The organism is Streptomyces violens, assembly GCF_000717745.1.
In the GTDB taxonomy this organism is placed as follows: domain Bacteria; phylum Actinomycetota; class Actinomycetes; order Streptomycetales; family Streptomycetaceae; genus Streptomyces; species Streptomyces violens.
Genome location: NZ_JOBH01000009.1, coordinates 86,340 through 107,853, shown reverse-complemented (window position 1 = coordinate 107,853; position 21,514 = coordinate 86,340). Strand labels below are relative to the sequence as shown.

Genomic DNA, 21,514 nt, shown 5'->3' with positions numbered 1-21,514 from the left:
GGACCCGCCCTTAAGCTGGTGCAATGACCGGGCGGGCGCCACTGCGTGCCTGCCGAGAGAAGGGACGGGGACACGTGAGCGCGGGTGCGCATCAGGGAGCGGCGGCCGGCCAGGTCGAGCAGGTGCTGCAGCAGGTCTCGCCCGGCCGGTACGACGCCTATGAGGCGCTGCTGCAGGCGCTGGCCGGGGGCCAGGTGTGGATGCTGCTGTGGCAGGGCAGCGCCGGGGCCACCGATGCGCAGTACGGAAACATGGAGGTCGACGGGCTCGGCTACGCGCCGTGCGTGACCTCCCCGGCGGAGCTCGCGGCCAGCGGCTGGACCCGCGCCCACGAAGTGGTCTCCGGGCCCGAGATCGCGGCCGCGCTCTACCCCGACCGCTGGGGCCTGTGGCTGAACCCGCACGCGCCGGGCGGCGGCGTCGGCATCCCCTGGCTGGACCTGCGCCGGATCGCCGGCGGCCTGGACCGGCTGCCCGCCGGCCCCCTGCGGATCACCGAACCGGCCGTGGAGATCCCGCAGTTCTACGCCCTCCTCGGGCAGAACGCGCACCGCACCCCCGCCGTCCGCTCGCTGCGCCGCGCCTGGGTACAGCCCGCGCTCGGCGTTCCGTACCTGGCGATCGGCCTGGAGCTGTACGACACGGGCCCGGCCGCCGTGGAGTCGGTACGGCTGATGATGCAGCAGTCCATCGGCGCGGTTCCGGAGGGACTGCCTGTCTCGACGGTGGCGATGGAGGACGAATACGACCCCGTGGGCATGTGGATGCGCGCCTACGCCCGCCCCTTCTTCGACCGCGGGGCACAGGACCCCGCCGCCGCCCCGGCCGCCTCCTACGGCTACGGCTACCCCCGCCCCTACTGAGGTCACTCGCGGCTTCCATCGCGGCGTGAAAGCGTCGTCGTCCCGCACGCCGACGTGTGCCGAATTGCCCTCCTGTGTACCGTCGTTGACGTCACCGCCGGGCGGGGCTGCGAACCGCTGAGCCGTCCCGGATGTCCGTATAACGGAATGCCGTGGAGCACATCACAGTTGCGCATCCTTTCCCCGGCAGGGCTGGTGACTGATCGCGACTCGGATGAAGACTCCCGCAGCAGGGCCTGGACCCTGTGTGCGACGGGCAACTCGCCGCTGTCGCGCGGACATCCGAAAAACGCTGAGCTGCAAGACCTCCGGACGTCCGCCGGCGCGCACACCAGTGATGTGAACCGAGCCGCCGACGCGGCGGACGTGGGCCGGCCAAGCGCGGCCGAGAGGGGTCTAAGGCACGTGACCGCACCGATCGAGACCACCGGGGCGGCTGCCGAGGCGCAGCCGGAAGCGGTGCTGGAAGGCGTGCCGAGCAAGCGGATCGAAGGCCGCTCGCTCGGCCAGATCGCCTGGCTGCGCTTCAAACGCGACAAGGTCGCGGTGGCCGGCGCCATCGTTGTCATCCTTCTCGTCCTGATCGCGGCGCTCTCCCGGCCCCTGCAGTCGCTCCTCGGCCTGGACCCGAACGAGCCGAATCAGTCGCTGATCGACCCCAACACCACCCTGCCGCTCGGCGACTTCGGCGGCATGAGCGCGGACCACCCGCTCGGCGTGGACCCCAAGTTCGGCCGCGACCTGCTCGCGCGGGTCCTGGAGGGCTCCTGGGTCTCGCTGATCGTGGCGTTCGGCGCGACGCTGCTGTCGGTGGCGATCGGCACGGTCCTCGGCGTGGTGGCGGGCTACTACCGCGGCCGGGTGGACGCGGTGATCAGCCGGATGATGGACGTCTTCCTGGCGTTCCCGCTGCTGCTCTTCGCCATCGCCATCTCCGCCTCGCTGCAGGGCGGCGCCTTCGGCCTGGAGGGCCTGCCGCTGCACCTCTCGGTCCTGATCTTTGTGATCGGCTTCTTCAACTGGCCGTACATGGGCCGCATCGTGCGGGCCCAGACGCTGTCGCTGCGGGAGCGCGAATTCGTCGACGCGGCCCGGGGGATGGGCGCACGCGGACCGTTCATCCTCTTCCGGGAGCTGCTGCCGAACCTGGTGGGGCCCATCGTCGTGTACTCCACGCTGCTGATCCCCTCGAACATCCTCTTCGAGGCGGCGCTCAGCTTCCTCGGTGTCGGCATCCAGCCCCCGCAGGCCTCCTGGGGCGGAATGCTGAACCAGGCGGTCAAGTACTACGAGGTCGACCCCCAGTACATGCTCGTCCCCGGCCTCGCGATCTTCGTCACCGTACTCGCGTTCAACCTGCTCGGTGACGGCCTGAGGGACGCGCTGGACCCGCGCAGCCGCTGACACCGCTCCGGCAGCGCCCGGGCGGTCCCGGCTAGTTCCACCGAAGTTTCCGACGAACGAAGGGGAAACCGAGCATCATGCGAAGGTCAGTTCCGGTCGCGGCGATCGCGGCCATATCCAGTGCGGGCCTTTTGCTGGCCGGCTGCAGTGGCGGCAAGGACGCAAACGGAGGCGCGTCCGCGGCGAACGCCGCGACGAAGGGCATGGTCAACACCTCGGACGCGAAGGGCGGGACGGTCAACTACGCGATCAGCGACGCCCCCGAGTCCTTCGACCCGGGCAACACCTACTACGCCTTCATCTACAACTTCAGCCGTCTCTACGCGCGTCCGCTCACCACCTTCAAGCCGGCCCCCGGCGAGAAGGGCAACGAGCTCGTGCCGGACCTCGCCGAGTCGATGGGCAAGCCCTCCGACGGCGGCAAGACCTGGACGTACAAGCTCCGCAAGGGCGTGAAGTACGAGGACGGCAAGCCCGTCACCTCGCAGGACGTGAAGTACGCGGTGGAGCGCTCCAACTTCGCGCGCGACACCCTCTCGCTCGGCCCGAACTACTTCCAGCAGTTCCTGGAGAACAAGGACAAGTACAAGGGTCCGTACAAGGACAAGTCCAAGGCCGGGCTGAAGTCCATCGAGACGCCGGACGACCACACGATCGTCTTCCACCTGAAGAAGCCGTTCGCGGAGTTCGACTACCTGGTGTCCGCGCCGCAGACCGCGCCGGTCCCGCAGGCCAAGGACAAGGGCGCCGACTACACCAAGAACGTGGTCTCCAGCGGCTCGTACAAGTTCCAGAGCTACCAGGAGGGCAAGCAGCTCACCCTGGTCCGCAACCCGCAGTGGTCCGCCAAGACCGACCCGCTGCGCAAGCAGCTCCCGGACAAGATCGTCCTGAAGATGAAGGTCGCCCAGTCGACCATCGACAAGGACCTGCAGTCCGGCAACACCCATATCGACCTCGCCGGGCGCGGCGTCGACGGCCAGACCCAGGCCCAGTTGCTGACCGACCCCAAGCTCAAGGCCAACACGGACAACGCGCTCGGCCAGCGGCTGGTCTACACGGCGATCAACAGCAAGGTGAAGCCGTTCGACAAGCTCGCCTGCCGCCAGGCCGTGCAGTACGCGATCGACAAGCGCGCCGTGCAGACCTCGCTCGGCGGCCCGATCCGCGGTGACATCGCGTCCACCGTCCTGCCGACCGACATCGCCGGGTACCAGAAGTTCGACATGTACCCGCAGAAGTACGACGCCAAGGACAAGCTGGACCTGACCGAGGCGAAGAAGAAGTGGAAGGAGTGCGGGGCCGGCAGGACCGACACCACCATCCTCGCCCGCTCCGACCGCCAGGACGAGGTCGACGCGGCCACCACGGTCATCGACTCGCTGAAGAAGATCGGCATCAACGCCAAGATCCAGCAGTACCCGACGAGCAAGTACTTCTCGGACTACGCGGGCGTGCCGAAGTTCAACAAGAAGAACAACGTCGGTCTGATCATGATGCAGTGGGGCTCGGACTTCCCGACCGGCTACGGCTACCTGCAGCAGATCCTGAACGGCAAGGCGATCAGCCAGTCCGGCAACACCAACCTCTCGGAGCTGGACAACCCGGAGATCAACAAGCTGCTCGACACCGCCATCGCCAACACCGACCAGGCCGCGCGCGAGAAGGCGTACGCCGAGATCGACAAGAAGACGATGGAGCAGGCGGTGATCGTGCCGCTGACCTACTTCAAGGTGCTGATGTACCGCTCGCCGGAGGCCACGAACCTCGTGTCCACCTCGGCCTTCAGCGGTCAGTACGACTACCTCAACGTCGGCATCAAGAAGTAGCAGCCCCGGAAGGCAGGTGAAGGCATTGGTGCCCGCCGGCGGCGGCCGGCGGGCACCGACGCCGCAGTCCCGTGTTCTCGTACATCATCCGCAGGTTGATCAGCGCAGTGATCCTGCTGCTGATCGTCAGCGCGGTCACCTTCGGCATCTTCTTCCTGCTGCCGAAGCTGGCCGGGCAGTCCTCCGACCAGCTCGCGCAGCAGTACATCGGCAAGGCCCCCACCGCCGCGGACATCGCCGCGGTGAAGAAGAACCTCGGCTTGGACAAGCCGGTGTACGAGCAGTACTGGGACTTCCTCAAGGGCATCTTCGTCGGCGTCGACTACAAGTTCGGTCCCGATGTGGCGACCTGCCACCGGCCGTGTTTCGGCTACTCCTTCAAGACCCACATCGAGGTCTGGCCCGAGATCCAGTCCCGGCTCCCGGTGACGCTGTCGCTGGCCGCCGGTGCCGCCGTGATCTGGGTCGTCTCGGGCGTCGCCACCGGCGTGCTCTCGGCGCTGCGCCCCGGCTCGCTCTTCGACCGCGCGGCGATGGGCGTGGCGCTGGCCGGCGTCTCGCTCCCCATGTTCTTCACCGGCGCCCTGGCGCTGGCCCTCTTCACGTACCAATGGCCGATCTTCGAGCGCAGTGACTACGTACCGCTGCTGGAGGATCCGTTCGCCTGGGCGCGCACGCTCGTCCTGCCGTGGGTCACGCTGGCGTTCCTCTACTCGGCGCTGTACGCCCGGCTCACCCGCGCCGGCATGCTGGAGACGCTGAACGAGGACTACATCCGTACCGCACGGGCCAAGGGCCTGCGCGAGCGCAAGGTCGTCGTCCGGCACGGCCTGCGCGCCGCGCTCACCCCGATCATCACCGTCTTCGGCATGGACCTCGGCCTGCTGCTCGGCGGCGCGCTCATCACCGAGCAGGTCTTCTCCCTCCAGGGCGTGGGCGCCTTCGCCGTCCAGGCGATCACCGCCAACGACCTGCCCAACATCCTCGGCGTCACCCTGCTCGCCGCCTTCTTCATCGTCCTGTGCAACCTGGTGGTGGACGTCCTGTACGCCGCCGTCGACCCGCGGGTGAGGCTCTCGTGACCGACTCCGACGACCTGACGAAGACCACCGCGGCGACGGATGCGGCGGCCCCGGCGGCGATCGCCGAGCCGGTCGCGGAGGGCGGCGCGGCCCCCACCGCGTTCCTCGAAGTACGCGACCTGAGAGTGCACTTCCCGACCGACGACGGGGTCGTGAAGTCCGTCGACGGGCTCTCCTTCAAGCTGGAGAAGGGCAAGACGCTCGGCATCGTCGGCGAGTCCGGCTCCGGCAAGTCCGTGACCTCGCTCGCCGTGATGGGCCTGCACCGGGCCTCCCGGCAGCAGCGCAGCAAGGTGCGGATGTCCGGCGAGATCTGGTTGGACGGCCAGGAGCTGATCGGCGCCGACCCCGACGACGTACGGCGGCTGCGTGGCCGCGAGATGGCGATGATCTTCCAGGACCCGCTGTCCGCGCTGCACCCCTTCTACTCGGTCGGCCAGCAGATCGTGGAGGCGTACCGCGTCCACCACGACGTCGACAAGAAGACCGCACGCAAGCGCGCTATCGAGATGCTGGACCGGGTCGGCATCCCGCAGCCGGACAAGCGGGTGGACGACCATCCGCACCAGTTCTCCGGCGGCATGCGGCAGCGCGCGATGATCGCGATGGCGCTGGTCAACAACCCCGAGCTGCTCATCGCCGACGAGCCGACCACCGCGCTGGACGTGACCGTCCAGGCGCAGATCCTGGACCTGATCCGGGATCTGCAGAAGGAGTTCGGCTCGGCGGTCATCATCATCACCCACGACCTGGGTGTGGTCGCCGAGCTCGCGGACGACCTGCTGGTGATGTACGGCGGGCGGTGCATCGAGCGCGGCCCCGCCGAGAAGGTCTTCTACGCGCCGCAGCACCCCTACACCTGGGGCCTGCTCGGCTCGATGCCGCGCATCGACCGCGAGCAGACCGACCGCCTGATCCCGGTCAAGGGCTCCCCGCCCAGCCTGATCAACGTCCCCTCCGGCTGTGCCTTCAACCCGCGCTGCCCGTACGCGGACATCCCGAAGGACAACCTCACCCGTACCGTCCGCCCCGAGCTGCGCCAGGTCGACAATGGGGGCACCCCCGCCAATGAGGGTGTAGCCGGCGGGGGAGGCCACTTCTCCGCCTGCCACATGTCGCAGGAGGAGCGGGAGCGGATCTGGACCGAAGAGATTGCGCCGAAGCTGTGACCGAGACGACTGACGAGCAGAACACGAAGACGGCGCCGGCGGAATCCCGTGCCGCGGCGGACGGGCCCCTGCTGAAGGTGCGCGGCCTGGTCCGCCACTTCCCGATCACCAAGGGCCTGCTCAAGCGCCAGGTCGGCGCCGTACAGGCGGTCGACGGCATCGACTTCGAGGTGTACCCGGGCGAGACGCTGGGCGTGGTCGGCGAGTCCGGCTGCGGCAAGTCCACGATGGGCCGGCTGATCACCCGGCTGGACGAGCCGACCGGCGGCACCATCGAGTTCGACGGCCGGGACATCACGCATCTGTCGACCGGCGGGATGCGCCCGATGCGCCGCGACGTCCAGATGATCTTCCAGGACCCGTACGGCTCGCTGAACCCGCGGCATACCATCGGCGGCATCGTCGGCACCCCCTTCCGCCTCCAGGGCGTCGAGCCCGAGGGCGGCGTGAAGAAGGAGGTGCAGCGGCTGCTGGAGCTGGTCGGGCTGAGCCCCGAGCACTACAACCGGTACCCGCACGAGTTCTCCGGCGGCCAGCGCCAGCGCATCGGCATCGCCCGCGCCCTCGCGCTCAAGCCCAAGCTGGTCGTCGCCGACGAGCCGGTCTCCGCGCTGGACGTCTCCATCCAGGCCCAGGTCGTGAACCTGATGGACGACCTCCAGGAGGAGCTCGGCCTCACGTACGTGATCATCGCGCACGACCTGTCGGTCATCCGGCACGTCTCGGATCGGATCGCGGTGATGTACCTCGGGAAGATCGTCGAACTGGCGGACCGCGACTCGCTGTACAAGGCGCCGATGCACCCGTACACCAAGGCGCTGCTCTCCGCGGTCCCGGTACCGGACCCCAAGCGCCGCACCGAGCGGGACCGCATCCTGCTCAAGGGCGACGTCCCCTCGCCGATCAACCCGCCCTCCGGCTGCCGCTTCCGCACCCGCTGCTGGAAGGCAACGGAGGTCTGCACGACGACGGAGCCGCCGCTGGTGGCGCTGCGTACGGGGCATCAAGTGGCGTGCCATCACCCGGAGAACGCGCCGGACCAGGCCCCTGAGGACGCTCCGAAGTAGTGCGGGGTAGGGCCGCCGGGCACCGGGGCAGCAGCCCGATGCCCGGCGGTCAAGACACCTCTACCGGTCGGTAATAATTCCATGTACGGTGCACCGCATGGCAGAGGTGACCATAGGCAACAGCGAGTTCGACCGTGACACGGCGATCGTCCGCCGCTCTCCCGGCGTGTACGACGCGGAGCTCTCCGCGGGCTGGACGATCATCCACGCGGTCAACGGGGGCTACCTCCTCGCGCTCATGGGCCGCGCCCTGGGCGACGCGCTGCCGCACCCCGACCCGATGACGGTCACCGCCCACTACCTCACCGCCTCCCGGCCGGGCCCTGCCGTGATCCGCACCGAGGTCGTCCGCACCGGCCGCACGATGTCCACCGGTACCGCGACCCTCGTCCAGTTCGAGGACGACGGCACCGAGGTCGAGCGGCTGCGCGTACTGGCCGCCTACGGCGACCTCGACGCACTCCCCGACGACGTCCGCACCACCGCCAAGCCGCCCGCCATGCCGCCGCACGCCGAGTGCCTCGGCGCCGACGCCGCGCCCGGAGGCGGCCCCGCGCTCCCCGGCAGCTCGGCGATCACCGCCCGGCTCGACGTCCGCCTGGATCCCGCGACCTGCGGCTGGGCCGTCGGCGCGCCCAGCGGCAACGGCGAGATGCGCGGCTGGTTCGGCCTCGCCGACGGCCGCGACGCCGACCCGCTCTCGCTCCTCCTCACGGTCGACGCGCTGCCGCCCACCGCCTTCGAGATGGGTCTGAAGGGCTGGGTCCCCACGGTCGAGCTCACCACCCACATCCGCTGCCGCCCCGCGCCCGGCCCGCTCCGCGTCTCGATCACCACCCGCAACCTGGCCGGCGGCTTCCTGGAGGAGGACGCCGAGGTCTGGGACGCCAACGACCGCTTGGTCGCGCAGTCCCGGCAGCTGGCGCGGGCGTTGCTGGACTGACGTCCGGGGCCGGCGGTGGGGTGCCGGGCCGGGTGCGCCCGGCAGCGGTCACGGTGCGCTCGGCAGGGGTTTCGCGGCCCTCCGCAGGGTTTTTGCGGAGGGTGCCTCCGAGCGCCGGGTATGCGCTCCCGTAAGGCGCCCGGCAGCTCGTAGAATCGTGCGCACCATGGTTTACCTCGACCACGCCGCCACCACTCCGATGCTTCCGGAGGCGGTGCAGGCGATGACCGCCCAGCTGACCGTCACCGGCAATGCGTCTTCGCTGCACGCCGCCGGCCGGCGTGCCCGCCGTACCGTCGAGGAGGCCCGGGAATCCCTCGCCGCCTCGCTCGGCGCACGCCCCAGTGAGGTCGTCTTCACCGCGGGCGGCACGGAGGCCGACAACCTCGCCGTCAAGGGCCTGTACTGGGCCCGCCGGGACGCCGAGCCGTCCCGTACCCGCGTACTCGCCAGCCCCGTCGAGCACCACGCCGTGCTCGACGCGGTCGAGTGGCTCGCCGAGCACGAGGGCGCGCGCGTGGAGTGGCTGCCGGTGGACGCCCACGGGCGCGTGCATCCGGACGCCCTTCGTGCGGCGATCGCCACGGACCCCTCGGACGTCGCGCTGGTCACCGTCATGTGGGCCAACAACGAGATAGGGACCGTCCAGCCGGTCACCGAACTGGCCGCGGTGGCGCGCGAGTTCGACATCCCGATGCACGCGGACGCGGTCCAGGCGTTCGGGCAGCTGGAGGTCGACTTCGGCGCGAGCGGACTGGCCGCGATGACCGTCTCCGGGCACAAGATCGGCGGCCCGTACGGCATCGGGGCGCTGCTGCTGGGACGCGAGTACGCGCCCGTTCCCGTGCTGCACGGCGGCGGTCAGGAGCGCCACGTACGCTCCGGCACCCTCGACACGCCCGCGATCGCCGCCTTCGCGGCGGCCGGGCGGCACGCCGTCGCGCACCGGGAGGAGTTCGCGCGCGAGATCGGCGCCCTGCGCGACGAGCTGATCACGGCCGTACGGGCCGCCGCGCCCGACGCCGTCCTCGGCGGCGACCCGGACCCGGCCGGGCGCCTCCCCGCCAACGCGCACTTCTCCTTCCCCGGCTGCGAGGGCGACTCCCTGCTCCTCCTCCTGGACGCGCAGGGCATCGAGTGCTCCACCGGCTCGGCCTGCACGGCCGGCGTCGCCCAGCCCAGCCACGTCCTGCTCGCCACCGGCATGGAGCCGGACCTGGCCCGCGGCACCCTCCGCTTCTCCCTCGGCCACACCTCCACGAAGGAGGACGTAACGGCCCTGGCGGAGGCGATCGGCCCGGTGGTGGAACGGGCCAGGAGCGCGGGGCTCAGCTGACCCCGCTGTGGGCAGTCGTTCCGCTGGGGCGGAACGGGTGGGCACAGCGGAACCCCCCACCGGCGGGCAGCCGCGACGACCCGCCCCAGCCACTATGGCGCTGGCGGCTAGGCGGGGGCCTTCCCCGGGTCCCGCCCCTTCCCCGGATTCCGGGAGAGGGCCTCCCGCACAAGATCCATGTACCGGTCCCAGTCCCACAGCGTTCCCGGATCGGTGTGATCCGCCCCCGGCACCTCCACATGCCCGACGACGTGCTGCCGGTCCGCCGGAAACCCGTACCGCGCGCAGATGTCCGCCGTCAGCTGCGCCGAGCTCGCGTACATCGCGGCCGTGAAGTCCTGCGGCCGGTCGACGAAGCCCTCGTGCTCGATGCCGATGCTGCGCTCGTTGTACTCCCGGTTGCCCGCGTGAAAAGCGACATCCAGCTCGCGGACGGTCTGCGCGACATGGCCGTCCTTCCGGACGACGTAATGCGCGGCCGCGCCGTGCCCGGGATCACGGAACACCCGCAGGGCGGTCGCATAGCTGCCCTGTACGACATGGATCACCACCCGGTCGATCACATAGTCGGCCGGGCGGTCGGCCCGCCGCCAGTTCGCCCCGGACGCGGCGGACCACTGCGCACTCCGATAGTCCACCTCGCCCGGTTTGCGCGGTTTCTCCTGGCCGGGCAGCCGCCACCACCAGCGCTCCAGCTGGTCGTGCGCCGCCAGTCCCGCGGCCGCCACCGCGACCGTCCCGCCGATCAGCACCGCGCGGCGGCCGATGTTTCTGCGGGGTGTGTGATCACCGTCTCCCATGCGCTGAACAACGCTCACCACCCGGCTTACGGTTCCGCCCGGCGGTACGAGCCTTCGTTTCCACCCGGCGGCCGGGCACCGCTCGCCTCCCCTCCTGCCGGCGGTTCCGTCCAGGCCAATGGTTCCGTCTACTCTGGAAGAGCTATGACTGACGCTCCCCGCCGCCTCCGCGTGCTCGCTGCCATGTCCGGCGGTGTCGACTCCGCCGTCGCCGCCGCCCGCGCCGCCGAGGCGGGCCACGACGTGACCGGCGTACACCTCGCGCTCTCCGAGAACCCCAAGTCCTTCCGCACCGGCGCGCGCGGCTGCTGCACGATCGAGGACTCGCACGACGCCCGCCGTGCCGCCGACGTCATCGGCATCCCCTTCTACGTCTGGGACCTCGCCGAACGCTTCCGCGAGGACGTGGTGGACGACTTCGTCGCGGAGTACGAGGCGGGCCGCACCCCGAACCCCTGCCTCCGCTGCAACGAAAAGATCAAGTTCGCCGCCCTCCTCGACAAGGCCCTCGCCCTCGGCTTCGACGCGGTCTGCACCGGCCACTACGCCACGGTCGTGACCCGCGAGGACGGCACCCGCGAGCTGCACCGCGCCTCCGACATGGCCAAGGACCAGTCCTACGTCCTCGGCGTCCTGGACGAGCGCCAGCTCGCGCACGCCATGTTCCCCCTCGGCGACACGCTCACCACGAAGGCCGAGATCCGCGAAGAAGCGGCCCGCCGCGGCCTTTTCGTCGCCAAGAAGCCCGACAGCCACGACATCTGCTTCATCGCCGACGGCGACACCCAGGGCTTCCTCGCCAAGCGCCTGGGCCGCGCGGAAGGCGACATCGTCGACGAGTCCGGTACGAAGCTGGGCACGCACGAGGGCGCCTACGGCTACACCATCGGCCAGCGCAAGGGCCTCCGCATCGGCACCCCGGCCGCCGACGGCAAGCCGCGCTACGTCCTGGACATCTCCCCGGTCGACAACACGGTCACCGTCGGCCCGGCCGAGGCCCTGGACGTGACGGCCCTCACCGCCATCCGCCCCCGCTGGTGCGGCACCGCACCGGCCGGCCCCGGCACCTACACCGCCCAGCTCCGCGCCCACGGCGACGAAACCGAAGTCACCGCCGAGCCGACCGAGGACGGCCTCACGGTCACCTTCACGGAACCGGTCCGCGGCGTGGCCCCCGGCCAGGCGATCGTCCTGTACGACGGGACGCGGGTGGTGGGCTCGGCGACGATCGCCACGACCCGGCGCGCCACGGCGGGAAGCGCTCACTGAAAGGCGTCGAGGACCGTTTCGGCCGCTGAGCGTGGCCGGCGGGGCGGCAGGGCGGGACGGCAGGAGTTCGTCGGCCGCCGACGATGCCCAATCCTGTACGGCTAACGCCTCACTAACGTTCGAGAAGGACCGTCGAGCACGGAACTCACGGCTCCCATTCCTGCGTCTGGCTCGCTGCCCCCTCGTGCACGACGAAGCCGAGAGGGACAGCAGCCGGGAGAGCCCGGCCGGAACGGGAATCGAGGATCAACGTATGAAGCGCATTGTCATCGCCCTGGCCGTGGTCGCCGCACTGGCGCTGGGGGCAGGGATCTACCTGAACACGAACACCGATGGGGCGGTCCTCACCGCGAGCGGAGCGACGCATGTGGTGCCGCGCGCGGAGGTGGAGAAGCACGCGGAGGAGGACTACGGCCGCCCCTTGCGCGACGAGGCGCCGGACTCGGTGAGCTGTGAGGGCGGGCTGCAGGCGAAGAAGGCGGAGAGCGTGGATTGCACCGCCGTCTTCAAGGGCGAGCGCAAGCCGATGACCATCTCCGTGACCGGAGTGGAGGGCGACGAGGTGACCGTCGACTTCGCCGTGCTGAACAAGAGCGCCTAGGACGCGAGCGCCTGGAACGTGTCCGGTGGGCCCCGCTCACAGCCGTGTCAGCCGGGTGTTAGTGGAGCGACAGCGTCACGACAGCGGCCCCGGCCAGAGTGGGTGACGTACCGAGGAAACGACGACACCGACTGTTCCGGGGACCCGAAATGAGCTCCAGCACCACTGCCCGCACCGCTCGTCGCCGCACCGTGCGCATTGCCGCCGCGGCCGTGATCGCAGCGGCCGGCCTCACCCTGACCGCCTGCTCCGGCGCGGATGCCGCCGGCGCGAAGCCCGCGGCCCACTCGGACTCGGGCACGGCCGCCGAGGTCGGCTCCAAGGCGGGCGCTGCGGGCACTGCGGACAAGCAGGCGGGCAGCGCGCATGCCGCCACGGCGAAGACGAAGTCCCCGGTCCGCACGGTGACCCTGGTGGACGGCAGCAAAGCCGAGGTGTACCGGCTCGGCGACTCGCACTACCGCGCCAAGATCGTCAACGACGGTTCGGTCCTGGCCACGATGGAGACGGGCGAGCACGATGCCGGGCTCGACGCCAACGACATGTTCGTCGTGCTCACGCTGGGCGGCGAGGTCCACTCCTGGATGGGCGGCGGGCACCAGGGCCCCGGCACGTTCAAGCTCGCGGGCGGCTGGCGGGCCAAGGTCACGAAGGTCGGCGAACTCCGGTACCGCGCGGAGATCCTCGGCAATGAGGGTGCGGTCTACGGCACGATGGAGGCGAACCAGCACGACACCGGCCTCGACGCCAACGGCGTGTACATCGTGCTCACCGCCGGCGGCGTGATCAGCGCCCACGCGTAACCGCAGGACCGGCTGCAGGGTGGGGCGGAACGGAACCCGACGCCGCCCCACCGGTGCGCGGTCAGCCGACGCCAGGTGCGGCCTGCGCGAACGCGACGAAGTCCGCCCAGGCGCCCGGGGATACGGTGAAGTGGGGGAGTGAGGTGTCCTTGGAGTCCCGGACGTGTATTGCACGGGGGGCGGTCGCCACCTCGATGCAGGCTTCGCCCTCGCCGCCGCTGTAGCTGCTCTTGAACCAAGCCAGTTCGGCGTTCATGTTCATGCCTCTCCTGTCAGCAGACGCTGGATGAAAGCCCTCGACGCCTCGGCATCGAGAGCCTGGGCGCGGATTGTTCCGTAGCGGTGACTCAGCACGCTGACGTCGTCGGGTTCCGTGATGAAGTAACTGCCCCGCTGCCCTTCGACATAGACGATGGTGTGGTGATCCGGAGTCTCCAGCAGCGTCATCGGGCCGTCCACCCCCGCATGCGTCTCCCGCGACAGCGGCATGATCTGGAGCTGCACGTTGTGCAGTTCGGAGAGCTTGAGCAGATTCCGAAGCTGGCCCTCCCAGACGGCCTGGCCGCCCAGCTTCCGGAGCAGCGTCGACTCCTCCAGCACGAAGGTCAGTCGGCACGCGGGCGTGCGGGTGAGCAGCTTCTGTGTGGCCAGCCGGGCCTGGACGGACTGTTCGATCTCCTCGTCGGTCATGCTGGGTCTGACGGACCGGAAGACCGCCTGCGCGAACTCCTTCGTCTGCAGCAGGCCGTGCAGGAAATGCGTCGAGTAGACATGCAGGGCCAGCGCCTGGGCCTGGAGGTGGACGTACTCCTCCGCCCAGGCCGGGTGGTGTTTCTCCGACACGTCCGGGGCCAGGACACAGAGCAGGCCGTCCGCGCCCAGTACCGCATCCACCGCGTCGACATAGCCCGGCTTCGGGGGTCTTTCGCCGCGCTCGACCATCGCGATGAAGGACTCGGAGTACGGGATGAGCGCGGACAGTTCGCGGCGGGTCAGGTCGCGTTTCTCGCGCAGGTAACGGGACTGCTTGCCGAAGATCAGCAGACTGGTGGGCGGTTCTTTGGACTTGGGCATCGGGCTTCCTCCGCTGGCGCCGGTCGTACGTCGTACCGCACTGCACGGATCGCACACCCGCTGCCTGTCTCCGCACAACGAATCCGATCCAGTACGCAGAGTAACCGCGACCACTGACAATCGGCTCCATGACGGATGAAATGCCTGGTGAAGCGTCTGAAGTCCCCGCTCACTCCCTGCGGTTGCTGCCGTGGACGACCCCTGACGGCCGCCCCTGCTACCTCTCGACCGACGGCACGGGGCCCGTGTCCGCGCTCGCCGACAGCGTCGAGCAGATCCAGCTCGGGATGGGGATGGAGCTACTGCGGCACGCCCGCGCGATGCAGGCGGACTCGAAGGTCACGGACGCCGAATTCCGCTATCTGTCCCTCCGCCTGGCGGAGGCGCTGAGTGATGCGCTGCGCGTGGCGGACTGCCGTGCCCGTCGGTGATCAGAGGGCTATCGGAGGGCTATCGGAGAGTCAGCCGCCGGACAGGGCCGCGAGGCCCTTTCGAAGGTCCTCCGCGTTCATGACCGGCGTGTACTGGACTTTGGCGCCGAGTTCGAGGAAGAACGGCTCTCCGGTCTTCGGCATCTGGGACGGGTCCTGCATATCGAAGAAGATAAATGCAGTACGGAATCCATCCTGGGTGGTGAAATAGGCCGCTTCGGGGCGGAGGTTCGCCAGCGCGTTCTCGATGGTCGTCGGAAGCGTGCCGTTCTTGATGGCGTCGTTGGCCGTGCTCGTGTCGAGTTGGACCTTGAGCAGCATTCGCATGAGAAACACCTTTCCGGCCGGGCGGTGCTCCTTGAGGGGTACCGGAGGAACCCGGTCGCACATACCTCCAGCGTCGCGCTGCTCCGCCCTCGGGGCAACGCGGGAGCGGGCCCACCGGTCGTGCACCGGGAGTTCTGCTCGGGTTCCCGGAGAACCGGATACCGTGCGTGGCGGGCGGGGACATAGAGTCGCGGGGGCGACGGGACGTCAACGGCCGTCTATGGGAAGGAAAATGATCGTGACGGTGCAAGCGGATCGTACGGAGCGTACGGAGGACAAGGCCGCCGGGGATCATCGGGCCGGGCCGGCCGGCCTGTATGCCGAGCTGGTCCGGCGCAATCCCGGGGAGCCGGAATTCCACCAGGCGGCTCTGGAGGTACTGGAGACCCTCGACCCGGTGCTCGCCGTGCGCCGCGAGCTGGCCGACGCCCGCATTCTGGAGCGCGTCGTCGAGCCGGAGCGGCAGATCATGTTCCGGGTGCCGTGGACGGACGACAAGGGGCGGATCCACGTCAACCGCGGCTTCCGGGTGGAGTTCAACAGCGCCCTCGGCCCCTACAAGGGCGGCCTGCGCTTCCACTCCTCGGTCAACCTCGGCATCGTGAAGTTCCTCGGCTTCGAGCAGATCTTCAAGAATGCGCTCACCGGACTGAACATCGGCGGGGGCAAGGGCGGCAGTGACTTCGACCCGCACGGCCGGTCCGACGCCGAGGTCATGCGGTTCTGCCAGTCCTTCATGACCGAGCTGCACCGCCACCTCGGGGAGCACACCGACGTGCCGGCCGGTGACATCGGCGTCGGCGGCCGCGAGATCGGCTATCTGTTCGGCCAGTACCGGCGGATCACCAACCGCTGGGAGGCCGGCGTGCTCACCGGCAAGGGTCTGGAGTGGGGCGGCTCGCTGGTCCGTACGGAGGCCACCGGATACGGAAACGTGCTGTTCACCGCCGAGATGCTCAAGGAGCGCGGCGAGGACCTGGACGGCCGGCAGGTCGTGGTCTCCGGCTCCGGCAACGTCGCGATCTACACGATCGAGAAGGCGCAGGCCCTCGGTGCGAACGTGCTGACCTGCTCGGACTCCGGCGGCTACGTCGTGGACGAGAAGGGCATCGACCTGGAGCTGCTGAAGCAGATCAAGGAGGTCGAGCGCGGACGCATCAGCGACTACGCGGAGCGGCGCGGGTCCTCGGCGACGTACGTGCCCGGCGGGTCCGTGTGGGACGTCCCCGCCGATGTGGCGCTGCCCTCGGCCACGCAGAACGAGCTGGACGAGGAGGCAGCGCGCGTCCTGGTGCGCAACGGCGTGAAGGCGGTGTCCGAGGGCGCGAACATGCCCACCACGCCGGGTGCGGTCGCGGTGTTCCGGGAGGCCGGGGTGGCCTTCGGGCCCGGCAAGGCGGCCAACGCGGGCGGCGTCGCGACGAGCGCGCTGGAGATGCGGCAGAACTCCGCCCGGGAGTCGTGGACCTTCGAGCGTGCGGAGGGCGAGCTCGCGGCCATCATGGAGAACATCCACCGCACCTGCGCGGAGACGGCCGAGCGGTACGGGCGCCCGGGCGACTACGTCGTCGGCGCGAACATCGCCGGATTCGAGCGGGTCGCGGACGCGATGCTGGCCCAGGGCCTGATCTGACACGGCCGTGACGAGTGCGGGCGGGGCGCTGATGCGTTCCCTGCACACCCGTGACGAGTGCGGGCGGGGGGCCGTCGTGGGCCCCCTGCCCGCCCGTATCGTTGCCGTATGAACATTTGCGTCTTCTGCTCCGCCGCCGACCTCTCCGAGAGCTACACCGTCCCCGCCCGTGAATTCGCCGAGCTGATCGGCAAGGGCGGGCACGCGCTGGTCTGGGGCGGCTCGGACACCGGCCTGATGAAGGTCATGGCCGACGGCGTACAGGAGAACGGCGGCCGGCTCATCGGCATCTCCGTGGAGTTCCTGGCCCACAAGGCGCGCGCGGGCGCGGACGAGATGGTGATCACCGCGGACCTCGCCGAGCGCAAGGCGGCGCTGCTCGCCCGCGCCGACGCCATCGTGGTGATGGTCGGCGGCACCGGCACGCTGGACGAGGCCACCGAGATCCTGGAGCTGAAGAAGCACGGCCTGAACACCAAGCCCGTCGTGATCCTGAACACGAACGGCTTCTACGACGGCCTCAAGCAGCAGTTCCAGCGCATGGAGGAGGAGAACTTCCTCCCGGTCCCCCTCACCGAGCTGGCCTTCTTCGCGGAGGACGGCGTGGGCGCGCTGGCCTACCTGGAGGAGCAGGCGGGCGTACAGGGCTGAGCGCCGGGGGCCGGGCGGTCGCCCCGTACGTCCGCCTTGTACATACCTGTCGTTAGGATCGCCCCCATGGGTACGCACTTGATCACCGGCGCAGGATCGGGCATCGGGACGGCGGTCGCGCGGCGGCTGGCCGATCGGGGGGAGGAGCTGTGGCTGCTCGCCCGGGACGCGGGGCGGGCCAAGGAGCTGGCCGCGCAGTTCCCCGGGGCGCGCACGGTCGTCGGTGACCTCGGCGTCCCCGAGAAGCTCGCCTGGGCGCTCGGCCACCAGACGCTGCCCGACCGGCTGGACTCCGTCCTGCACATCGCGGGCGTCGTCGAGCTGGGCGCGGTCGCCGACCTGCCCGCCAAGAGCTGGCAGCGCCAGCTCACCGCCAACCTGGTTGCGCCGGCCGAGCTGACCCGCCTCTTCCTGCCGCAGCTCCGGCTCGCGCAGGGCCACGTGGTCTTCGTCAACTCCGGCGCGGGGCTGCGCGCGAACCCGCAGTGGGGCGCGTACGCGGCCAGCAAGCACGGCCTGAAGGCGCTGGCGGACGCGCTGCGCGCCGAGGAGCACGACAACGGGGTCCGTGTCACCTCCGTCTACCCGGGGCGCACAGCGACCGCCATGCAGGCCACCGTGCACCAGCAGGAGGGCAAGGAGTACGACCCGTCGCGCTGGATCGACCCCGAGTCGATCGCGACCACGGTCCTCACCGCCCTCGACCTCCCCAGGGACGCCGAGATCACCGACCTGTCGGTGCGCCCGGGAAGCTGAAGCCCCGCTCCGGCCGCATAGGGTCGGACGCGTGAGCGACAAGACCACTAACCCCTGGGGCGCCCGCGCGGCCACCGGTATCGGGTCGATGCCCGGTGGCGACGCGCGGGAGGCCGCGAAGACCGTCACCGGATCTCTCGACCGGCTGCCGTACCTGCCCGAGCTGCCCGCCCGAGGGCCCGGTGCCGACATGATCGGCCGGACCGCCGGGCTGCTCGTCGAGGTGTACGCGCATGTGGAGCCCAGCGGCTGGCGGATCAGCGACCGGCCGGGCCGGGACACCCGCCGCGCCCGGTCCTGGCTCGGCGAGGACCTCGACGCGCTGGAGGAGTTCACGCAGGGGTACGAGGGTGCCCTGAAGGTCTCGGCCGTCGGCCCGTGGACGCTGGCCGCCTCCCTGGAGCTGCGCAACGGGGAGGCCGCGCTGAGCGACCCCGGTGCCTGCCGGGACCTGGCCGCCTCGCTGGCGGAAGGGCTGCGCGGGCATCTGGCGGACGTACGGCGGCGGGTTCCGGGCGCGCGGATCGCGCTCCAGCTGGACGAGCCCTCGCTGACCTCCGTACTGCGCGGCAGCGTGAAGTCCGCGAGCGGGTACCGCACCCACCGGGCTGTGGACCGCGCCGTCGTCGAGGGCGCGCTCCGCGACATCATCGAAGCGGCGAGCCCCGCACAGGACGACCGTACGCCCGTGATCGTCCACTCCTGCGCCCCCGACGTCCCCTTCGCGCTGCTGCGCCGGGCCGGCGCCACGGGCATCGCGTGCGACTTCTCACTGCTCACCGAGCGTGATGACGAGGCGATCGGCGAGGCCGTCGAGGGCGGTACGACGCTCTTCGCCGGCGTCGTGCCGGGCACCGACGGCCCATTGTCAGACCCTGCCGGTAGCGTCATGGGTGTCAGGACGCTGTGGCGCAGGCTGGGGCTGAATCCGGGGACTCTCAGCGAGTCCGTGGTGATCACTCCCGCGTGCGGGCTCGCGGGCGCTTCGCCCGACTATGCCCGTAAGGTGCTCGCCCATTGCGTCCGGGCGGCGGGATCGCTCGCGGACAACCCTGAGTGAGCGCACTCAAGGACACGGGAGGACAGACGGTGGCCGGCGAAGAGCAGACCGGACAGGCGGCGGACGAGGCGGTGGACGACGCGGCGGGAGCCGGCGTGCCCTCGGAGGCGCGCGAGCGGCACCAGCGGCTCGCGGAGGAGATCGAGGAGCACCGCTTCCGGTATTACGTCAAGGACGCCCCGGTCGTCAGCGACGCGGAGTTCGACAAGCTGCTGCGCTCCCTGGAGGCGCTGGAGGAGGAGCATCCGCAGCTGCGGACGCCCGACTCGCCCACGCAGAAGGTCGCGGGGTCGTACGAGACGGAGTTCACGGAGGTCGCCCACCGCGAGCGGATGCTCTCGCTGGACAACGCCTTCGACGACGAGGAGCTGGCCGCCTGGGCGGAGCGGCTGGCGACGGAGCTCGGCGGCGACCCGAAGTCGGCGGGGTACCACTTCCTGTGCGAGCTCAAGGTCGACGGCCTCGCGGTCAACCTCACGTACGAGCACGGCAGGCTGACCCGCGCCGCCACCCGCGGCGACGGCCGCACGGGCGAGGACATCACGCCCAATGTGCGGACGATCGCGGACATCCCCGACCGGCTCAAGGGCGACCGCATCCCGGAGCTGGTGGAGATCCGCGGCGAGGTCTTCTTCCCGATGGAGGCGTTCGAGCAGCTCAACGCCCGTCTGGTGGCGGACGGCAAGCCCCCGTTCGCCAACCCGCGCAATGCCGCGGCCGGTTCGCTGCGCCAGAAGGACCCCAAGGTCACGGCGACGCGCCCGCTGCACATGGTGGTGCACGGCATCGGCGCCCGTGAGGGCCTCGACATCGACCGCCAGTCGGAGGCGTACGACCTGCTGCGCGAGTGGGGTCTGCCGACCGCCAAGCACAACAAGGTCGTCGACTCGCTCGCCGCGGTGCGGGAGTTCATCGCGTACTACGGCGACCACCGGCACGACGTCGAGCACGAGATCGACGGCGTCGTCGTCAAGCTCGACGAGATCCGGCTGCAGGGCCGCCTCGGGGCGACCTCGCGCGCGCCGCGCTGGGCGATCGCGTGGAAGTACCCCCCGGAGGAGGTCAACACCAAGCTGCTGGACATCCGGGTGGGTGTCGGCCGGACGGGCCGGGTGACGCCGTACGCCGTGGTCGAGCCGATCATGGTGGCCGGCTCCGAGGTCGAGTTCGCCACGCTGCACAACCAGGACGTGGTCAAGGCCAAGGGCGTCTTCATCGGCGACACGGTCGTGCTGCGCAAGGCGGGCGATGTGATCCCCGAGATCCTCGGGCCGGTGGCGGACCTGCGGGACGGCAGCGAGCGGGAGTTCGTGATGCCGGCCGAGTGCCCCGAGTGCGGGACGGCGCTGCAGCCCGCCAAGGAGGGCGACATCGACCTGCGCTGCCCGAACGCGCGGAGCTGTCCGGCCCAGTTGCGCGAGCGGCTCTTCTATCTCGCGGGCCGCAAGAGCCTGGACATCGAGAACTTCGGATACGTCGCGGCGACGGCGCTCACCCAGCCGCTGGAGCCGGCCGAACCGCCGCTGAAGGACGAGGGCGACCTCTTCGGTCTCTCCATCGAGCAGCTGCTGCCCATCAAGTCGTACGTCCTCGACCCGGACAGCGGTCTGCCCAAGCGGGACCCGAAGACCGGCGAGGAGAAGGTCGTCACGTTCTTCGCCAATCAGAAGGGCGAGCCGAAGAAGAACGCCCTGGCGATGCTGGAGAACATCCAGGCGGCCAAGGAGCGCCCGCTGGCCCGCATCCTGACGGGCCTTTCGATCCGGCACGTGGGCCCGGTCGCGGCGCAGGCGCTGGCCATGGAGTTCCGTTCGCTGGACCGGATCCGGGAGGCGAGCGAGGAGGAACTGGCAGCGGTCGAGGGCGTCGGCGGCACCATCGCCGCCTCGCTCAAGCAGTGGTTCGAGGAGGAGTGGCACCGCGACATCGTGGACAAGTGGCGTGCCGCCGGGGTCCGGATGGAGGAGGAGAGCACCGGCGACGAAGGCCCGAGGCCGCTGGAGGGCGTCACCGTCGTCGTAACGGGAACACTTCAATCACACACCAGAGATGGCGCGAAGGAAGCGCTGCAACGCCTTGGAGCGAAAGTGACCGGATCTGTCTCGAAGAAGACCGGTTTCGTCGTTGTAGGCGACAATCCTGGTTCGAAATATGACAAGGCTATGCAGTTGAAGGTACCTGTGCTGGACGATGACGGCTTCGCGGTACTGCTCGCAGAAGGCCCCGACGCCGCCCGCGCGGTAGCGGTCACACCGCCGGAGGAGGAGTGAGCAAGTCACTTCTTCGGCGCATACCAGACGCTTACGGGTGGTCGGGTCGCATTCGGGCAACCGCTGCCGATCGCTGCCCGTGCGGGCCTTCTGCGGCCTACTGTTGAGGGGTGCGCCTGCCGTGGCGCGGGCACAGCCGGCTGTGA

At 70.0% G+C, this 21,514-nt stretch carries 21 protein-coding genes; 17 read left to right on the top strand and 4 right to left on the bottom strand.

Annotated features, from left to right (window positions below; genetic code table 11):
* Nucleotides 1-74 precede the first annotated feature (74 nt).
* From IF04_RS0118170 to IF04_RS0118135, 8 genes are all read left to right on the top strand, one after another.
* Nucleotides 75-863 carry an enhanced serine sensitivity protein SseB C-terminal domain-containing protein gene (locus tag IF04_RS0118170; RefSeq protein WP_030258240.1) on the top strand — a complete coding sequence of 263 codons (789 nt, stop codon included), beginning with the start codon at nucleotides 75-77 and terminating at the stop codon, nucleotides 861-863.
* A 405-nt stretch (nucleotides 864-1,268) separates the two neighbouring features.
* Complete coding sequence (locus IF04_RS0118165; protein ID WP_030258236.1) at nucleotides 1,269-2,267, top strand: ABC transporter permease; 999 nt, start codon at nucleotides 1,269-1,271, stop codon at nucleotides 2,265-2,267.
* Nucleotides 2,268-2,344: 77 nt separating this feature from the next.
* On the top strand, nucleotides 2,345-4,096 hold the full coding sequence (locus IF04_RS0118160) for an ABC transporter substrate-binding protein (RefSeq protein WP_030258231.1): 1,752 nt from the start codon (nucleotides 2,345-2,347) through the stop codon (nucleotides 4,094-4,096).
* A gap of 71 nt (nucleotides 4,097-4,167) precedes the next feature.
* Entirely contained in the window at nucleotides 4,168-5,178 is a 1,011-nt protein-coding gene (locus tag IF04_RS0118155) for an ABC transporter permease (protein WP_030258228.1), read from the top strand.
* Complete coding sequence (locus IF04_RS0118150; protein ID WP_425428427.1) at nucleotides 5,175-6,347, top strand: ABC transporter ATP-binding protein; 1,173 nt, start codon at nucleotides 5,175-5,177, stop codon at nucleotides 6,345-6,347. The genes IF04_RS0118155 and IF04_RS0118150 overlap by 4 nt, the downstream gene beginning before the upstream one ends.
* Nucleotides 6,344-7,414 carry an ABC transporter ATP-binding protein gene (locus IF04_RS0118145; protein ID WP_051831346.1) on the top strand — a complete coding sequence of 357 codons (1,071 nt, stop codon included), beginning with the start codon at nucleotides 6,344-6,346 and terminating at the stop codon, nucleotides 7,412-7,414. The genes IF04_RS0118150 and IF04_RS0118145 overlap by 4 nt, the downstream gene beginning before the upstream one ends.
* A gap of 97 nt (nucleotides 7,415-7,511) precedes the next feature.
* Entirely contained in the window at nucleotides 7,512-8,357 is an 846-nt protein-coding gene (locus tag IF04_RS0118140; protein WP_030258215.1) for a thioesterase family protein, read from the top strand.
* Between the two features lie 166 nt (nucleotides 8,358-8,523).
* The gene (locus IF04_RS0118135; protein WP_030258209.1) at nucleotides 8,524-9,693 is read left to right on the top strand and encodes a cysteine desulfurase family protein; all 1,170 of its coding nucleotides are present in this window, start codon (nucleotides 8,524-8,526) and stop codon (nucleotides 9,691-9,693) included.
* 107 nt (nucleotides 9,694-9,800) lie between these two features.
* Here IF04_RS0118135 and IF04_RS0118130 read toward each other — a convergent pair whose 3' ends face one another.
* Entirely contained in the window at nucleotides 9,801-10,493 is a 693-nt protein-coding gene (locus IF04_RS0118130) for an N-acetylmuramoyl-L-alanine amidase (protein WP_030258207.1), read from the bottom strand.
* Nucleotides 10,494-10,637: 144 nt separating this feature from the next.
* Between IF04_RS0118130 and mnmA the strand changes: the two genes are divergently transcribed.
* The 3 genes from mnmA (at nucleotide 10,638) to IF04_RS0118115 (ending at nucleotide 13,166) form a co-directional block, all read left to right on the top strand.
* Nucleotides 10,638-11,762: a tRNA 2-thiouridine(34) synthase MnmA gene (gene mnmA / locus IF04_RS0118125; protein WP_030258204.1), complete on the top strand. Its 1,125-nt coding sequence runs from the start codon at nucleotides 10,638-10,640 to the stop codon at nucleotides 11,760-11,762.
* Between the two features lie 253 nt (nucleotides 11,763-12,015).
* Nucleotides 12,016-12,363, top strand: coding sequence for a DUF4333 domain-containing protein (locus IF04_RS36650; protein ID WP_030258201.1), 348 nt, complete (start codon nucleotides 12,016-12,018; stop codon nucleotides 12,361-12,363).
* Between the two features lie 149 nt (nucleotides 12,364-12,512).
* Nucleotides 12,513-13,166, top strand: a complete 654-nt coding sequence (locus IF04_RS0118115) for a hypothetical protein (RefSeq protein WP_030258198.1) — start codon at nucleotides 12,513-12,515, stop codon at nucleotides 13,164-13,166.
* 61 nt (nucleotides 13,167-13,227) lie between these two features.
* Here the strand turns inward: IF04_RS0118115 and IF04_RS0118110 are convergent, their stop codons facing one another.
* Both IF04_RS0118110 and IF04_RS0118105 read right to left on the bottom strand, forming a co-directional pair.
* A complete protein-coding gene (locus tag IF04_RS0118110) occupies nucleotides 13,228-13,428 on the bottom strand; it encodes a DUF397 domain-containing protein (RefSeq protein WP_030258195.1) in 201 nt (66 codons plus the stop codon).
* Nucleotides 13,425-14,240 carry a helix-turn-helix domain-containing protein gene (locus IF04_RS0118105; RefSeq protein WP_030258193.1) on the bottom strand — a complete coding sequence of 272 codons (816 nt, stop codon included), beginning with the start codon at nucleotides 14,238-14,240 and terminating at the stop codon, nucleotides 13,425-13,427. Before IF04_RS0118105 ends, IF04_RS0118110 begins: the two co-directional genes overlap by 4 nt.
* A 128-nt stretch (nucleotides 14,241-14,368) precedes the next feature.
* Between IF04_RS0118105 and IF04_RS0118100 the strand changes: the two genes are divergently transcribed.
* Entirely contained in the window at nucleotides 14,369-14,671 is a 303-nt protein-coding gene (locus IF04_RS0118100) for a hypothetical protein (protein ID WP_030258191.1), read from the top strand.
* A 30-nt stretch (nucleotides 14,672-14,701) separates the two neighbouring features.
* Here IF04_RS0118100 and IF04_RS0118095 read toward each other — a convergent pair whose 3' ends face one another.
* On the bottom strand, nucleotides 14,702-14,998 hold the full coding sequence (locus tag IF04_RS0118095) for a hypothetical protein (protein WP_030258188.1): 297 nt from the start codon (nucleotides 14,996-14,998) through the stop codon (nucleotides 14,702-14,704).
* 232 nt (nucleotides 14,999-15,230) lie between these two features.
* On the opposite strand from IF04_RS0118095, the gene gdhA reads away from it, so the two are divergent.
* The 5 genes from gdhA (at nucleotide 15,231) to ligA (ending at nucleotide 21,368) form a co-directional block, all read left to right on the top strand.
* Nucleotides 15,231-16,631, top strand: coding sequence for an NADP-specific glutamate dehydrogenase (gdhA, locus tag IF04_RS0118090; protein ID WP_030258186.1), 1,401 nt, complete (start codon nucleotides 15,231-15,233; stop codon nucleotides 16,629-16,631).
* Between the two features lie 108 nt (nucleotides 16,632-16,739).
* The gene (locus IF04_RS0118085; protein WP_030258183.1) at nucleotides 16,740-17,282 is read left to right on the top strand and encodes an LOG family protein; all 543 of its coding nucleotides are present in this window, start codon (nucleotides 16,740-16,742) and stop codon (nucleotides 17,280-17,282) included.
* Between the two features lie 66 nt (nucleotides 17,283-17,348).
* On the top strand, nucleotides 17,349-18,038 hold the full coding sequence (locus IF04_RS0118080; RefSeq protein ID WP_030258179.1) for an SDR family oxidoreductase: 690 nt from the start codon (nucleotides 17,349-17,351) through the stop codon (nucleotides 18,036-18,038).
* A gap of 31 nt (nucleotides 18,039-18,069) precedes the next feature.
* On the top strand, nucleotides 18,070-19,098 hold the full coding sequence (locus IF04_RS0118075; RefSeq protein WP_030258176.1) for a methionine synthase: 1,029 nt from the start codon (nucleotides 18,070-18,072) through the stop codon (nucleotides 19,096-19,098).
* Between the two features lie 71 nt (nucleotides 19,099-19,169).
* Complete coding sequence (gene ligA / locus IF04_RS0118070; RefSeq protein ID WP_030258172.1) at nucleotides 19,170-21,368, top strand: NAD-dependent DNA ligase LigA; 2,199 nt, start codon at nucleotides 19,170-19,172, stop codon at nucleotides 21,366-21,368.
* The last annotated feature ends 146 nt before the right edge of the window (nucleotides 21,369-21,514 follow it).